Source organism: Cupriavidus sp. GW821-FHT02F09 (assembly GCF_059421605.1).
The window spans coordinates 323,947-337,777 of record NZ_JBWKVH010000001.1; the positions used below are offsets into that span (position 1 = coordinate 323,947).

The window sequence follows — 13,831 nt, forward strand, 5'->3', positions numbered from 1 at the left end:
CACCTGCTGTTTATCGATTGGCGGCGCGGATCAGGTCCGCGGCCTTCTTGCCGATCATGATGGCCGGCGCATTGGTGTTGCCGCCGATCAGGGTCGGCATGATCGAGGCATCCGCCACGCGCAGGCCTTCCACGCCGCGCACGCGCAGTTCGGGGTCCACCACCGCCATATCGTCGGTGCCCATCTTGCAGGTGCCGACGGGGTGGAATACAGAATCCGCGTGCTTGCGGATGTAAGCACGGATAGCCTCTTCATTGCCCTCGCCGGCGCCGAACGCGCCGGTGAGCAGCGCCTTGCCGCCCGCGCCTGCCAGCGCCGGCTGCGAGAAGATGTGGCGCATCGCCCTGATGCCCGCCACCATGCCGGCCATATCCGCTTCGGCCGACAGGAAACGCGGATCGATCACCGGCGCATCGCGCGTATCGGCCGATTGCAGCCGCACGTTTCCGCGGCTCTGTGGGCGCAGCACGCAGGCAAGGCCGGTAAAGCCATGCTTCAGTTCGCGCCGGCCCAGTCCAGTGTGGGTGGGCGAGAGTCCGGGCATGAAATGCAGTTGCAAGTCCGGCTCGGCGAGATCGGGGCGGCTTTTGATGAAGGCGCCGGCTTCCGCCAGGTTGGAGCTGACCATGCCGGTGCGCTCACGCCGGTAGCGCCGGATCTCCGAGAGCATCCGGAACACGCCCCCCAGGCTGTAGCCGAACAGATCGGTCGAGCGGACCTGCTGGCACAGGGTAATGTCGAGGTGATCCTGCAGGTTCTCGCCGACACCCGGCAGGTCGTGGACCATGGCAATGCCGTGCTCAGCCAGATGCGATGCGGGGCCAATGCCCGAGGCCAGCAGCAACTGGGGGGAATTGAAGGCGCCGCCGCTCAGGATGACTTCGCGCCTGGCGCGCAGGGTCTGCTCGGCGCCGGCGCGCGACACGCACACGCCGGTGGCGCGCTTGCCGTCGAAGACCACGCGCAGCGCCTGCGTCTCGGTCAGCACGGTCAGGCCACGGCGCCCGCCGTTCAGGGCGGTGTCGGCGGCGTTGCCGCCATGCAGGTAGGCCCGTGCGCTGTTCCAGCGTTCGCCGTTGCGTTGCGTGACCTGGTACAGGCCGGCACCTTCCTGCTCCGCGCCATTGAAATCAGGGTTCAACGGCAAGCCGGCCTGCACGGCCGCCGCGACGAAGCGCTGCGAGAAGGGATTCGGCGTGCGCAGGTCGTTGACATGCAGTGGGCCATCGTTGCCATGGTGCATATCGCCCACGCGCTGGTTGCGCTCGCTGCGGCGGAAGTAGGGCAGGACATCGTCGTAGCCCCAACCCTTGCAGCCCAGGCGCTCCCAAAGGTTGTAGTCGTTGCGGTGGCCGCGGATGTAGACCATGCCATTGATCGAAGAACTGCCGCCCAGCCCCCGGCCGCGCGGCTGGTAGGAACGCCGCCCGTCCAGGCCCGGCTGCGCCACGGTGCGGTAAGCGTAATTGCGCGGACCGGGCTTGGGCACCACCGCCGCCAGGGCGAGCGGCGTCCACACGCTGTAGTGATGGTCGTGCGGGCCAGCCTCCAGCAATGCCACCGTGACCGCCGGATCTTCCGCCAGCCGCGCCGCCAGGGCGCAGCCGGCCGAGCCCGCGCCGACGACGATGTAGTCATACTCCGCCGCGGCCGCTTGTGCGCGGGAATTCTGTGATGGGTTGCTCATTCCGTTCTCTCGTATCGTGAAGCGTTGCTCGCTGGCCGGTATCGCCGCGCAAGACACAAGAGGGCGCAAAGGGTCACACCGGGGGTTGCGCTTGACTGGCAACCGGTGCGTCTGTGTCTCGCTCCGTATCTCTGGCCGGCGGTACGGTCGGCCGTACTCTTGGCGGGTCAATACTGCCACGACCTGTTATAACAGGTCAAGGGTGAGTGAGGCATCCTGTCATGATAGGTATAATCCATGGGCCGCCGGGATCGCCAGCCAGGTGATTCGCGCAGAACACGAAGGACCCGGACCTTGACCACGCCCCAGCCCAGATTCAGGCAAATCGAAGAAGAACTCCGCCAGCGCATCGTCGACAACCAGCTTGGGCCTGGTGCCAAGCTGCCGTCGGAATCCGAACTGATGGCAGAGTTTGGCGTCAGCCGCATCACCGTCCGGCAATCGCTGGCCGGACTGCACGCCAGCGGCCTGATCGAGAAAGTCAACGGCAAGGGCAGCTTCGTCACCCGGCCCGCCGAGACCTCGAGCCTGGGGCCGCTGACGGGTTTCTATGAGGCTTCGCGCGCACGGGGGAAGCTCGCCTATGGCAAGCTGGTCTCGGTGCGCAAGATCAAGGCGCCGGCGTTTGCCGTGGAAGCACTGGGCCTGAATCCGGGCGCTGCGCTGCTTTGCGCCACGACGCTCCGGATGTCGAATGCCGAACCCGCGGCCCTCTTCATGATCATGGGTGACGAAGCGGTGATCCGCGCGCTGGTGAAGGAGGACATTGAGACCAACGACGTCATGGCCATCTTCGAGAGCCGGCTGGGTTACCGCCTGAAATCGGTCGCAACCGAAAGCTCGGCGATCCCTGCCGCCGGGGATGTGGCGCGGCGCCTAGGGGTCCCGGACGGCACCCCGTTGCTACGCCTGCGGTGCACGCCGATCGATATCCGTGGCATCGCGCTTTGTACATCCGAGCTGATCTTTCGGGGCGATCGTTACTCCCACAAGGCGATGGTGATGCGTTAGCCTGCGCTGCCGGGCAGCGTCACGAAACCTGGCGAGGCATACGCAAGGTACAACGCTCTATAAGCCCCAACGAGGTCATCGAGGCTGAACGAGCGGTTCAACCCGCTCGGATTTGGAAGGATCCACACAGTCGACCCACCCAACATCGCATTCTGGCGTCCCCATAAGACCTGCCGCTGACCTGAAATGGCTGCGTATGCGGCCTTCCCCAGGAAGGCGATACAGGTGGGGCGGTGAAGTTCGATTTTCTTCAGCAACGCCGATGTCGATGCATGAAATTCATGCGGTGAAAGCTGATCGGCCCGCGCGGTAGGCCGGGCAACGGCCGTTGTCAATCCGCATCGATGGGCGAGCAGGTCCCGGTCGTTTTCGGGGCGCATCAGCACTGGCGTGAAACCGGCCAGATGCAAGACTCGCCAGAAGCGGTTGCCCTGGCCTTCAAAGTGGTGGCCGCTTGCCGCCGCTCTCATGCCGGGATTGATGCCACAAAAAACGACTGCCAAACCTTCCGATATCACGTCCGGTAGCGGTGGCGGTGGCGGTGGCGACGGTAGCGACGGCGCACCGCCTGTCGGGTCGGAGAGCATGCACAGGTCCTGAACTTCGGTCATGTCGGTTGCCGTTTCAACCGCGGAGCAGCTTACCGTTCAGGAGGATGTGCAGCGTTTTGACAAAGAGAACCCCAATCGCGAGGGTCAGCATGGCGAGCAGGATGATGGCAATCGCCTTCACGGGCCAGGCCTGGACGAACATCGCGTATTTCAGCGAGGCAATCGCCAGCGCTGCCATTGGAAAGCTGATTGCCCACCAACCCGAAGCGAACGGGATTCCCCCGCGAAACACCTTGGGCGCCAGTGTGAGGAATACAAAGAGACCGAAGTAGAACAGCAACCCGGAGAAGGTGTCGACCTGCTGCGTAAAGTTGGTGTAGGCAAGAAAGCCCACTTCGAACGGCGCCATCAGGATCAGCAGGGAAGGGACCATGCTGGCGGGCAGCGGCTCGTGGTGAATCATGCGCGACATGATCATCGTAAAGAACAAGAGGGCAATCATCGTTCCCACGGCCAGCGCGAACAAGTTGACTTCATGCGCCCACGGCATTGGCATGGTCCCGCCGGCAACGGCGATATCCAATGTGGCCACACCCGGGATGAACCAGGCGGGAACCGCGTGCGCAGCGTCGATCTTTCCCCGCAGCAGCCGGCCCGCAATCGCGAAGCAGAGCGCAAGCGTGAAAATGGTACCCACCGTCCACATGACTTCGGCAAGCGTCTGGCTCAGTGGCGCAACGACCGAGGAAAGCAGCAGGATGGCGATCGTGATCGTGCCGAAGAAATTGCCGGCGACGGGATGCCGGTACTCGGCGACGACCGCCTCAGGATGTTTGACTGCCTTGACGAGATAGCCCACGCCCAGCACGACGAACACCACCAGGGCGAGGATGCCGGCTGCATCGGAGATCAGCGGACTTACCCCGAACTCGTGGCTGGCCTGGCGCCACGCAATGGACAGTCCGGCAATGCCCATGACCGACGCAAACAGGTTGACGGGCAAATTTCTGATGGAAGCGGTTGTCCGCAAGGACTGCGGATGGGGACTCGAAAGCGTTGACACAGCACATTCTCCAGATTCTTGGGGACCTGAGACGTGGCGGCCCAGAGCAGCCAATCGAGCAGCCTCAAATCGTTCGCCGCCTCGTTTGTCGGGGAGGTGCGGCCGATACTATGCTCTTCCACGCATAAAGATAATCTGCCATTATTGAGAATCATCCTCCCAAAAACTGAGAACATGGCCGATCGCTTCGAATCCATGTCGATCCTGGTGGCCGTGGTCGAAGCAGGCAGTTTTTCTGCTGCGGCGCGCCAACTCAAGATGCCGCTCGCAACGGTGAGCCGCAAGGTCGCAGACCTGGAGTCGCACCTGAATACGCGACTCCTGCATCGCTCCACCCGACAGCTTTCCCTCACCGAAGCCGGGCAAGCATATGTTGCCGCATGCCGGCGCATTCTCGAGGAAGTGGGGGAGGCGGAGCGTGCAGCTTCGGGGGAGTATGCGGCGCCCAAAGGCGAGATCGTCATCACCGCACCCCTGGTCTTCGGACGCCTGCACGTTTTGCCCGTGGTCGCGGATTTCCTCAAGACTTATCCGGACATCGATGTGCGGATGGTGCTGACCGACCGCGTGGTGCCGCTTCTTGAAGAGCACGTCGATGTCGCATTGCGGGTTGCCGAACTGCCCGACAGCAGTTTCGTCGCGGCACGGATTGGCACGGTGCGCCGGGTGGTGTGCGCAAGCCCGGCCTACTTCGCCGAACACGGCATGCCGACGAACCCCATCGAGCTCACCGCGCATGCATGCATCACGTTCGAACGGATGACATCCCGGCAGGTTTGGACCTTCATGTCGGGCAAGTCGGAGATCGCGGTGCCCGTTCGTTCGCGGCTTGCCGTCAGCACTGCCGAAGCCGCGGTCGATGCGGCAGTGGCCGGCGTCGGGATCACGCGCGTGGTGTCTTATCAGATGGCGAGCGCGTTGCGCGCCGGCGCGCTCAAGATCGTGCTCGCACCGTTCGAGCCGGCGCCGTGGCCCATCAGCCTTGTTCACACCGGACAGGGCATCCTGCCGCTGAAGCTGCGCGCTTTCCTTGATTTCGCCGCGCCGCGCTTGAAGGCTCGGGTGGTGGAGGTCGAAGTCTGACGTTTGCAGGCCGAGGGTGCGAGCGTCGCAAGTCGGTTGTGGGTTCAACCGGTCAAAGCAACGGATTGATGGAATCGTTCATCCGGTGTATTGAAGTTTGGTGTCTTTCGGGGACGGCTCATTGAGCCGCCTCGCTACGGCTTCCTTGCGGCCGCCCGGGTTCACTGCCGTATCCGGCCGAACTAGGCCCATTCGATTCCCGATAGCGGGCGTAGCTCGCTCAGGCAGCATCGCTCTATCCGCGGTTTCCTTCCTTGAGGTTTGTCCGACGCCTGCCCGCCAGTTCCGCAGCAGGCTCGAAGGCCTGCGCGCAAGGGCAGGCATCGGACAACCCTTAACAGTTTCGGCTATGCCACCCACCATCTCAACACGGCTGAACTGGGGCGTCAGGGTACCTTGGCCAACCGGATCTCCATAACAAACGACGATCTAAGGCGCCTAGACCAGACAACGTGGCGCTTGGAAATCAATTACGACCTTGATAATGTCACGCATGGCGGTGATCACCACGCGGGCGTCATCGCGACGCCATTGCACGGCATAGTGCAGCGGCTCCAGCGCATCGCTGCCCGGCAGGATCTTCAACACGCCGCGCGCCGCAAGCGCCTGGGCCCATTGCTCGGGCATGAACGCAAAGCCAAGCCCTTCAGCGACCATGCCGGCGACCGCGCCCCAGCTATTGCACATGAGCCGCCGGTTCACCATCAGCCCCCGGCACGCCAGCCATTGATCGAGGACCCGCGTACCGCCCGCGCCCACCGGCAAGGTCAGCAGCACATGCTCGCAAATCAATGTCTGAGGATCTTCTGTGCCGGCCTCATCAAGAAACGACTGACTGGCCACCCACGCGAAATCTACCTGACTGATCCGCTCGGCCGCAAGGCTGCTGCGCGTGGAGGGGCCAGCCAGCACCGCCAAGTCCAGTTCGCCATCGTGCAGACGCTGCTCGAGCACCTGGCCGATATCGACATAAGGCTCCAGCAGCAGACCAGGATGGCGGGTCGATACTTCGCGCAACAGCTTCGGCAGCCATGTCAGGCCGCTCAGCTCGCCCAGCCCGACGCGGCAACGTCCCATCAGCCCGTGGCGCTGCCCGGCCGATTGCTCCAGCTCTGCGGCAGCGCGCAGCAGTTCACGAATTTGCGGCAGCATCTGCTCTCCCTGCGCGGTCAACTCTGCGCGCCTGCCGCTCCGGTCGAATAACTGCACGCCCAGCGATGCTTCGAACTCGGCCACCCGCTTGGACAGTGACGACACCGACAGGTGCACCCGCTCCGCAGCCACGGAGAAGTTGACGCAGGTGGCGGCCCAGTAAAACGCTTCCAGTTGCTTGAGAGTCATGGGGTGGCGGCCGGCAGTCGCTGTGAATTTTTCCAAAAAGCGAAATTATACCTTCGTTATTTTTCGCTTTTCTCGTTGGGTCGTGATTGCTAGATTTGGCGCGAGACCACAGCGTTCCGTCCCCCTTGAACATGTCAGTTGCCCCCCACAATGGCGCCCCACAGGCCACAGCACACAACCCGGAATCCGCCCGGGGCGCATCCGCTGCGCCGCAGCAAGTTGCTTCGGCTGCACGTGATATCGCGTGGCTGAGAAGGCGGGTGTTGGCGCTGAACGACTTCGAAGCACTCGCGAATCGCCGCTTGCCCAGACCGCTGTACGCCTACGTGAGCGGTGCGGTCGAAGACAGTGTTTCACTGGCGCAGAACCGGAGCGCGTTTGAAGAGATCGCGCTGCGGCCGCGCGTGCTGGCCGGTGTGGCCACGCGCGACCTCGGCATCGAACTGTTTGGGCGGCGCTATGGTGCACCGTTCGGCATTGCGCCGATGGGCATCTCCGCGTTGTTCGCCTATCGCGGCGACATTGTGCTGGCACGGGCCGCCCGGCAGGCCGCAGTGCCGGCCATCATGAGCGGTTCTTCGCTGATCCGGCTGGAAGAGGTCATGCAAGCAGAGCCAGGCACATGGTTCCAGGCCTATTTGCCAGGCGATATGGCGCAGATCGACGGGCTGTTGTCGCGTGTCCAGTCGGCTCGCGTGGAGACGCTGGTGATCACGGTCGATACGCCGGTGGCCGGCAATCGCGAGAACAATCTGCGCGCGGGCTTCTCCACACCGTTTCGGCCAAGCCTCGCACTGGCCTGGCAAGGCGTCACGCACCCGCGCTGGCTGCTTGGCACCTTCACGCGCACACTGGCGCGGCATGGGGTGCCGCATTTCGAGAACGCCTACGCCCATCGCGGCGCACCGATCTTGTCGTCTAATGTCGAGCGGGATTTTTCCGATCGGGCGCATTTCACGTGGGCTCACCTTGACACGATCCGGCGTCGCTGGAAGGGCCCGCTCGTGGTAAAGGGCATCCTGACTGCCGAAGACGCGCTGCTGGCACGCCAGTACGGCGTGGACGGCATCATTGTTTCGAACCACGGCGGCCGGCAGCTCGATGGCGCCATCGCGCCAATCCGTGCCCTGCCGGAAATCGTCGACGCCGTGCCAAACCTGCCTGTGATGCTCGACAGCGGCGTGCGCCGTGGCACCGACGTGATCAAGGCGCTCGCGCTCGGCGCGCGCTGCGTGTTCGTCGGGCGCCCGTTCGCCTATGCGGCGACGGTGGCGTCCGTCGCGGGCGTGTCGCACGGCATCGCACTGATGCAGGCCGAGATCTCGCGCGACATGGCCATGCTCGGACTGAGCCGCGTGGCGGATATCGGCCCGGCCTGCATCCGGCGCGCACCGGTATGAGCACCATCCCTCCACCCCAATTCCAACACGCCGACGCACTGGCCAACACAGGAGACATCCCGATGACTACGCCTCACGGCTTCCGAATTCACGCCCGGCCCGAGCCCACTGTCGGCAACGCGCTGCTCGAGCGTTTCAAGCGCTTTCCAGTGGCCAATGTCAGCGATGCCATGAGCCGGACCGTCGGCACCACGCAGTTGCGCCCTTTCCATCGCCGCGAAGGCCCGTTGGTGGGCCGCGCGCTGACCGTCCGCACGCGCCCCGGCGACAACCTGATGGTGCACAAAGCCATCGACATCTCGGAGCCTGGCGATGTGATCGTGGTGGACGCCGGCGGGGCCGGACCCAATGCCATCATCGGCGAGATCATGTTGGCGCTGGCGATGGCGCGCGGCGCGGCGGGCTTTGTGATCGACGGACTGATCCGCGACAGCGACACCATCGGCAAGGAGCCGCTCCCCGTCTATGCGCGCGGCGTGTCGCATCGCGGCCCCTACAAGGATGGCCCTGGCGAGCTGCACATCCCGGTCTGCATCGACGGCATGGTTGTGCGCCCGGGCGACCTGGTCATCGGCGATGGCGACGGCCTGCTGGTGGTGCCCGCTGAGGAAGCCGAATTGATCGCCGCGCGCGTGGAAGAGGTGCAACGCACCGAGGCTGCCGTGCTCGAATCGATCTCGCAAGGCCGCGCTGACCGTAGCTGGGTGGAGTGTTCGCTGCGCGACAAGGGGGTACTTTGAGCGCACCCACACTCCCCAGGCACGCGAACCATCTGGTGGTGCGGTTCGACTATTGGCTGGATCCGTCCTTCGACCGCATCGTCGGCGACGCGCCCGGCGTCACGCTGCACACCTGCGCACGCGAAGGCGCCGATGATGCAGCCTGGGCGCAACTGAGCCGGGCGCAGGTCTACCAGATCACGGCGGCCAAGGACGAAATCCCGCGCCGCTGGTTCGTCGACACGGACCTGCTGTCGCGCTGCCCGGCCTTGCTGGCGGTGTCGTCTAGCGGCTCGGGCTGCGACACCATCGACATCGACGCCTGCACCGCTGCCGGCGTGGCGGTGATGAACCAGGCCGGCGGCAACGCCGACTCGGTGGCCGAGATGACGCTGGGCCTGATGCTGGCCGTGCTGCGCCGCATTACCGAGTCCGACCGGCGCATGCGCACGGACACCACCGCGAGCCGTGAGGACCTGATGGGGCACGAGCTGCGCGGTCGCACGCTCGGGCTCGTGGGTGTGGGACACGCCGGACGCAGGGCGGCGGCCTTGGGCCGGGCTTTCGGCATGCGCGTCATCGGCTGCGATCCAGCCTTCGACACGGAGGAAATGGCCGCACGCGGCGCGCAACGGGTGAGCTTCGACGAATTGCTGCGCACCGCCGACGTGGTATCGCTGCACTGCCCGCGCGATGCCACCACGCTGGGCATGATGGACGCCGCCGCGTTTGCCGCGATGCGGCCCGGCTGCATCTTCATCAGCACGGCCCGCGGGGGCATCCACGACGAGCACGCGCTGTACGCGGCGCTGGCAAGCGGCCAACTCGCCGGGGCGGGGCTCGACGTGTGGGACCAGGAGCCGCCGCCGCACGACCATCCGCTGCTTGCGCTGGAGAACGTGGTCGCTACGTTCCACACGGCAGGCGTCACGCATGAGGCCCGCCGCAGGAACGCCACGCTGGCCGCCACGCAAATCGTTGAGCTGCTGGCGATTGGTGCCCGGCCCGAGCGCCTGGTGAACCCCGAGGTGTGGCCGCGCGCGCGCCAGCGTATCGAGGCCGCACTACGGGCGGAGATGGGCTAGGCCAGACCGACGCAACGTTTGAACTAAAAATACGTCACCCCTGGAGGGCTGGCGAGGAGACACAACATGCATCGAACTCCCGATTTTCGGCTTCGGCACCTGCCCCTGCGCCTGGCTGCCGCATTTGCTCTCGCTGTCGGTACAGTCGGCGCCGCCATCCCCGGCGCGGCCCATGCCGAGGCGCCCTATCCGAACCGCCCGATCGAAATGATCGTGGCCTACGCGCCTGGCGGCGGCACCGACCTGGTCGCACGATTGCTGGCCCGGCATCTGGAAAAACAGCTCGGCGCCACCATCGTGGTCCAGAACAAGCCTGGCGCCGGCGGTGCCATCGGCTTTGCGGAACTGGCGCGCGCCACCCCCGACGGCTACACGATCGGCTTCATCAACACGCCGAACCTGCTGACGATTCCGATCGAGCGGAAAACCACGTTCACGTGGAGGAGCTATGACCTGATCGGCAATCTCGTGGACGATCCGGGCGGCTTCACCGTGAACAACAGCAATGCCATTGATTCGCTGGCGTCGCTGGTGACGTACGCTAAGTCAAATCCGGGCCATGTGACCGTGGGCACCACCGGGGTGGGTTCGGACGACCACCTTGCGATGCTGCTGTTCGAGAAGGCGTCGGGCGTGAAACTGACCCATGTGGGCTACAAGGGCGCCGGAGAAGTCCGCGCGGCCCTGGCCAGCCAGCAGATCACTATCGGCGCCATCAACGTGGGCGAAGCGCTGGCGTTCCAGAAGGGCGGCACGCCGATCAGGTTCCTGGGACAGATGAGCATGACACGTGCCGTGCTTGCGCCAAACGTCCCCACGTTCCGCGAGCAGGGCTTCAACATCGAACTGGCCTCGCTGCGCGGCCTGGCCGCACCGAAAGGCTTGCCGGAGCCGGTGCGCAAGAAGCTTGTCGACGCCATGGCACGCGTGGCCGCCGATTCGCAGTTCCGCCAGCAGGCCGACGCCATGTATGCCCCGCTGCGCTATCTGGCGCCCGCTGCGTATGCCTCCGAACTCGAACGCGGCGATGCAGGCTTCCGCCAGCTCTGGAAGGAGATGCCATGGCAGGAAAAGTAAGCTGGCTGGCGGCGCTGGCAGTCGGCGCCGTCCTGGTCTCATCCGCTTTGGTATCCGCGTCGGTATCCGCACAGGCGCCGCTGCTGCCGGGGCCGGTCACGATGATCGTGGGCTGGCCCGCAGGCGGCCCGTCCGACGCCGTGGCGCGGCTGGCGGCGGCGCACATGTCGAAGGCGCTGGGACAGACTATCCTGATTGACAACCGCGCTGGTGCGGGTGGCAATATCGGTACCGACGTAGCTGCCCGCGCGCGGCCCGACGGCAGCACCATCATGCTGGCCACCGTGGCTTCGCATGGCTTGAACTCCGCACTCTACAGCCGGTTGAACCACGACCCGCTCAAGGACTTCTCGCCGATCGGGCTGATCACCACGTCGCCAAGCGTGCTGCTGGTACCGCGCGACTCGCCGCTGCGCTCGGTGCGCGACCTGATCGACAAGGCACGCGCCCAGCCCGGCCAGTTGAACTACGGCTCCGGCGGCGTCGGCTCGAGCCAGCACCTGGCGGGAGCCGTCTTCAGGAAACTCGCAGGCGTGGACATCGCGCACATCCCCTTCAAGGGCACAGCGCCCGCCATGACGGACCTGATGGCCGGCCGCGTCGACTTCGTCATCACCACGGGCGCGCTGCCCTTCATCCGCTCCGGCAAGGTCCGTGCGCTGGCCGTGGCCGCGCACCAGCGCCTGCCCGCGCTGCCCGATGTACCTACCTTCGACGAAGCCGGGCTGAAGGGCTTCTACACTGATTCCTGGTACGGACTGGTAGCGCCGGCCGGCACACCCCGTCTCACGCTGGAGCGGCTCAATGAATCCCTGACGCAGGCGCTACGCGACCCGGCCCTGCAACGGCAGTTCGCCGAACAGGGTTCGCTGCCGGTTAAGCCGATGGGCGTGGACGAGTTCTGGACTTTCGTGAAGAAACAGATGCCGACAGCAGCGGAACAGGTCCGGATTTCGGGGGCGAAGGCGGAGTAGGGCGGCGATGCGGAACCTTGCCTCTTCCGCGCCACGCCTACCATGCGTCTGCGATTGACGGATGATGACAAGCATCAGGGTGCCCGTACATTACTCATCGAGCTTTCAAAGTATGCAGCTCATATCCCCATCCTATTGCCAGTACCTAAGGGGCGCGAATTCAGCCAATGCAGACAGGATTTTCCACAGTCGCACTGCGCAAAGCCAGTCGGTTTGATTTAAGCCCAAGGCTGATTTTTGCACCATCGGTGCCTATTCACTGAGTTCGCGCCAGGCTTCCAGAAGTTGCTTTGCTTGAGCTTTGAAGGTGGTGGCGTCCTGGGAAGGCAGTTCCTGGAACAACTCCACGATGAGGTCGAACGATGTCTCGCGGGTGCGCAGCAGGGCGAGCAACGGCGCTAGCGCCTGGTAGTTGTCCAGGCCGTTGACCCCGACGCCGTCCTGGATCATTGGGCGAATCACCACCTGGTCGAGTATGACGGCCCATAGCTCCTCCAGCGTGCCGGAAGAGGGCAAGCGACTGTAGTAGGTGGAAATGGCCGGCTGCGGGGTGAGGCCTGCCGATGTGGCGGAGGCGATGGATTGCAGCCAGGGCACCAACAGGGCTTGCCGCTGCGGCGTGCCCCAGTTGTGCTGCTCCAGTTCGTAGGGAATGTACCAGCCGCTGAAACTGCTCCGCCTCGGCCTTTTTGCCTGCTCAGCATAGGCCACGCTCGCGTGCGCGAATCTGGGCGAGAAAGCGCGGCAGCGTGGTGGCGTCGGGCGCGCCCAGTGCTTGCCACCAGCGCTCATCGTAGGGCAGTCCGAGCCGGATGCCCAGGCCGAGCTGGCCGCTATCGTCGAACAGGAAGTCCAGCAGCGCCTCGAGGATTTGCCAGGGCTGCTCGCCATCCACCGCGGCCCACTGGATCACGATCTCGCCGCAGCCCAGGGCGCGCACGGCCTTCAGGCGCTGGTGCCATTCCGCCTGCCCGAGTCGGCTTCTCCAGCGCGGCAAACTTTGCCACCGCATTTCGCGAGCAGTTCAACCTCACGCCAAGGGCATTCCGGCATTCGGTGCAGGGCTACGTGCAGCCGTTGAGCGCGTAGTGCGCTGTGCCGGCCGTGCTAGCCCCGGCGCGATCACGCTCACCGCTGCTGTTCTTCGTCGAGGCGGTGCACTGATCAATGTGGCTAGCGTGATCCTGTCGACTTCCGATGAACGGCTGTCATTGGGCGTACTCAACGACCAGCAATGCCGTGGCCATGGTTTTTCCAGGATTCGAAATGGCATGCTGAACATCCGCCGGATAGCGCGCGGACTCGCCGTGCCGGACTTTCTTCTCACTGGGGCCGGATTGAACGGTGACGCAGCCGCTCATTACGGACAGATGTTCCTTCGAACCACTCTCATGCGGCTCGGATGCGAGTACGCCGCCAGGATGGATCGACAGCTCATACCATTCCACCCGGCTCGCAAGGTCCACCGGGCCGAGAATCTTCAACTCGCATTTGCCATCCGGGCTTCTGATCACCGGGATCGAGTGGGCAGGAATGACCGTTACGGTTGGTGTCGGTTTGTCGGCCTGCCCGCCGGAGAGGAACTCGGCCAGGCCAATCCCCAAGGCGTTCGCCAATCGCCACAAGACCGCTACCGTGGGATTGGCGAGATTCCGCTCAACCTGCGAAAGCATCGATTTGGATACGCCAGCACGCCGGGAAAGCTCGTCGAGAGAGAGCTTGCGTGCCTGGCGAAGCAATTGCAGCCTGGCTCCAATGACGGGGGGGCCTTCTGCGAACGCCTCCGCCGGGGGGACTTGTGCCATGAAATGAGATCCTGTAAAGTGAACAGAACGTTCGA

14 protein-coding genes are annotated in these 13,831 nt (G+C 64.6%); 7 read left to right on the top strand and 7 right to left on the bottom strand.

All coding sequences use genetic code 11. The features are described from left to right. Positions 1–10 precede the first annotated feature (10 nt). Complete coding sequence (locus AC07XB_RS01655) at positions 11–1,687, bottom strand: GMC family oxidoreductase (RefSeq protein ID WP_492827239.1); 1,677 nt, start codon at positions 1,685–1,687, stop codon at positions 11–13. A 237-nt stretch (positions 1,688–1,924) separates the two neighbouring features. Between AC07XB_RS01655 and AC07XB_RS01660 the strand changes: the two genes are divergently transcribed. After that, the gene (locus AC07XB_RS01660; RefSeq protein ID WP_492827237.1) at positions 1,925–2,698 is read left to right on the top strand and encodes a GntR family transcriptional regulator; all 774 of its coding nucleotides are present in this window, start codon (positions 1,925–1,927) and stop codon (positions 2,696–2,698) included. Here AC07XB_RS01660 and mug read toward each other — a convergent pair. Further along, on the bottom strand, positions 2,695–3,285 hold the full coding sequence (gene mug / locus AC07XB_RS01665; protein ID WP_492827359.1) for a G/U mismatch-specific DNA glycosylase: 591 nt from the start codon (positions 3,283–3,285) through the stop codon (positions 2,695–2,697). The genes AC07XB_RS01660 and mug overlap by 4 nt on opposite strands. Before the next feature lie 37 nt (positions 3,286–3,322). Continuing rightward, positions 3,323–4,312 (bottom strand): SLAC1 anion channel family protein, encoded by a 990-nt coding sequence (locus tag AC07XB_RS01670; RefSeq protein WP_492827235.1) that lies wholly within the window; start codon positions 4,310–4,312, stop codon positions 3,323–3,325. Between the two features lie 174 nt (positions 4,313–4,486). Between AC07XB_RS01670 and AC07XB_RS01675 the strand changes: the two genes are divergently transcribed. Further along, on the top strand, positions 4,487–5,395 hold the full coding sequence (locus AC07XB_RS01675) for a LysR family transcriptional regulator (RefSeq protein WP_492373709.1): 909 nt from the start codon (positions 4,487–4,489) through the stop codon (positions 5,393–5,395). 438 nt (positions 5,396–5,833) lie between these two features. Here AC07XB_RS01675 and AC07XB_RS01680 read toward each other — a convergent pair whose 3' ends face one another. After that, complete coding sequence (locus AC07XB_RS01680; protein ID WP_492827233.1) at positions 5,834–6,736, bottom strand: LysR family transcriptional regulator; 903 nt, start codon at positions 6,734–6,736, stop codon at positions 5,834–5,836. Between the two features lie 260 nt (positions 6,737–6,996). Here AC07XB_RS01680 and AC07XB_RS01685 point away from each other — a divergent pair, with 260 nt between their 5' ends. The 5 genes from AC07XB_RS01685 (at position 6,997) to AC07XB_RS01705 (ending at position 11,991) form a co-directional block, all read left to right on the top strand. Beyond that, positions 6,997–8,136, top strand: a complete 1,140-nt coding sequence (locus tag AC07XB_RS01685; RefSeq protein ID WP_492827231.1) for an alpha-hydroxy acid oxidase — start codon at positions 6,997–6,999, stop codon at positions 8,134–8,136. Positions 8,137–8,198: 62 nt separating this feature from the next. Further along, on the top strand, positions 8,199–8,876 hold the full coding sequence (locus tag AC07XB_RS01690; protein WP_492810075.1) for an RraA family protein: 678 nt from the start codon (positions 8,199–8,201) through the stop codon (positions 8,874–8,876). Then, positions 8,873–9,940 (top strand): hydroxyacid dehydrogenase, encoded by a 1,068-nt coding sequence (locus tag AC07XB_RS01695; RefSeq protein WP_492827229.1) that lies wholly within the window; start codon positions 8,873–8,875, stop codon positions 9,938–9,940. Before AC07XB_RS01690 ends, AC07XB_RS01695 begins: the two co-directional genes overlap by 4 nt. 66 nt (positions 9,941–10,006) lie before the next feature. Beyond that, positions 10,007–11,017 carry a tripartite tricarboxylate transporter substrate binding protein gene (locus tag AC07XB_RS01700; RefSeq protein ID WP_492810079.1) on the top strand — a complete coding sequence of 337 codons (1,011 nt, stop codon included), beginning with the start codon at positions 10,007–10,009 and terminating at the stop codon, positions 11,015–11,017. Continuing rightward, the gene (locus AC07XB_RS01705; protein WP_492810081.1) at positions 11,002–11,991 is read left to right on the top strand and encodes a Bug family tripartite tricarboxylate transporter substrate binding protein; all 990 of its coding nucleotides are present in this window, start codon (positions 11,002–11,004) and stop codon (positions 11,989–11,991) included. The genes AC07XB_RS01700 and AC07XB_RS01705 overlap by 16 nt, the downstream gene beginning before the upstream one ends. Before the next feature lie 252 nt (positions 11,992–12,243). On the opposite strand, the gene AC07XB_RS01710 is transcribed toward AC07XB_RS01705, so the two are convergent. From AC07XB_RS01710 to AC07XB_RS01720, 3 genes are all read right to left on the bottom strand, one after another. After that, positions 12,244–12,702, bottom strand: coding sequence for a DUF4434 domain-containing protein (locus AC07XB_RS01710; RefSeq protein ID WP_492827227.1), 459 nt, complete (start codon positions 12,700–12,702; stop codon positions 12,244–12,246). Beyond that, a complete protein-coding gene (locus AC07XB_RS01715) occupies positions 12,689–13,003 on the bottom strand; it encodes a DUF4434 domain-containing protein (RefSeq protein WP_492827225.1) in 315 nt (104 codons plus the stop codon). Before AC07XB_RS01715 ends, AC07XB_RS01710 begins: the two co-directional genes overlap by 14 nt. A gap of 196 nt (positions 13,004–13,199) precedes the next feature. After that, complete coding sequence (locus tag AC07XB_RS01720) at positions 13,200–13,796, bottom strand: helix-turn-helix domain-containing protein (protein WP_492373704.1); 597 nt, start codon at positions 13,794–13,796, stop codon at positions 13,200–13,202. Positions 13,797–13,831: the final 35 nt, after the last annotated feature.

What these genes read in the sequence shown, in the direction of transcription:
- AC07XB_RS01655 (WP_492827239.1), bottom strand. Translation starts at nt 1,687, where the DNA reads ATGAGCAACCCATCACAGAATTCCCGCGCACAAGCGGCCGCGGCGGAG.
- AC07XB_RS01660 (WP_492827237.1), top strand. Translation starts at nt 1,925, where the DNA reads ATGGGCCGCCGGGATCGCCAGCCAGGTGATTCGCGCAGAACACGAAGG.
- mug (WP_492827359.1), bottom strand. Translation starts at nt 3,285, where the DNA reads ATGCTCTCCGACCCGACAGGCGGTGCGCCGTCGCTACCGTCGCCACCG.
- AC07XB_RS01675 (WP_492373709.1), top strand. Translation starts at nt 4,487, where the DNA reads ATGGCCGATCGCTTCGAATCCATGTCGATCCTGGTGGCCGTGGTCGAA.
- AC07XB_RS01680 (WP_492827233.1), bottom strand. Translation starts at nt 6,736, where the DNA reads ATGACTCTCAAGCAACTGGAAGCGTTTTACTGGGCCGCCACCTGCGTC.
- AC07XB_RS01690 (WP_492810075.1), top strand. Translation starts at nt 8,199, where the DNA reads ATGACTACGCCTCACGGCTTCCGAATTCACGCCCGGCCCGAGCCCACT.
- AC07XB_RS01700 (WP_492810079.1), top strand. Translation starts at nt 10,007, where the DNA reads ATGCATCGAACTCCCGATTTTCGGCTTCGGCACCTGCCCCTGCGCCTG.
- AC07XB_RS01705 (WP_492810081.1), top strand. Translation starts at nt 11,002, where the DNA reads ATGGCAGGAAAAGTAAGCTGGCTGGCGGCGCTGGCAGTCGGCGCCGTC.
- AC07XB_RS01715 (WP_492827225.1), bottom strand. Translation starts at nt 13,003, where the DNA reads ATGCGGTGGCAAAGTTTGCCGCGCTGGAGAAGCCGACTCGGGCAGGCG.
- AC07XB_RS01720 (WP_492373704.1), bottom strand. Translation starts at nt 13,796, where the DNA reads ATGGCACAAGTCCCCCCGGCGGAGGCGTTCGCAGAAGGCCCCCCCGTC.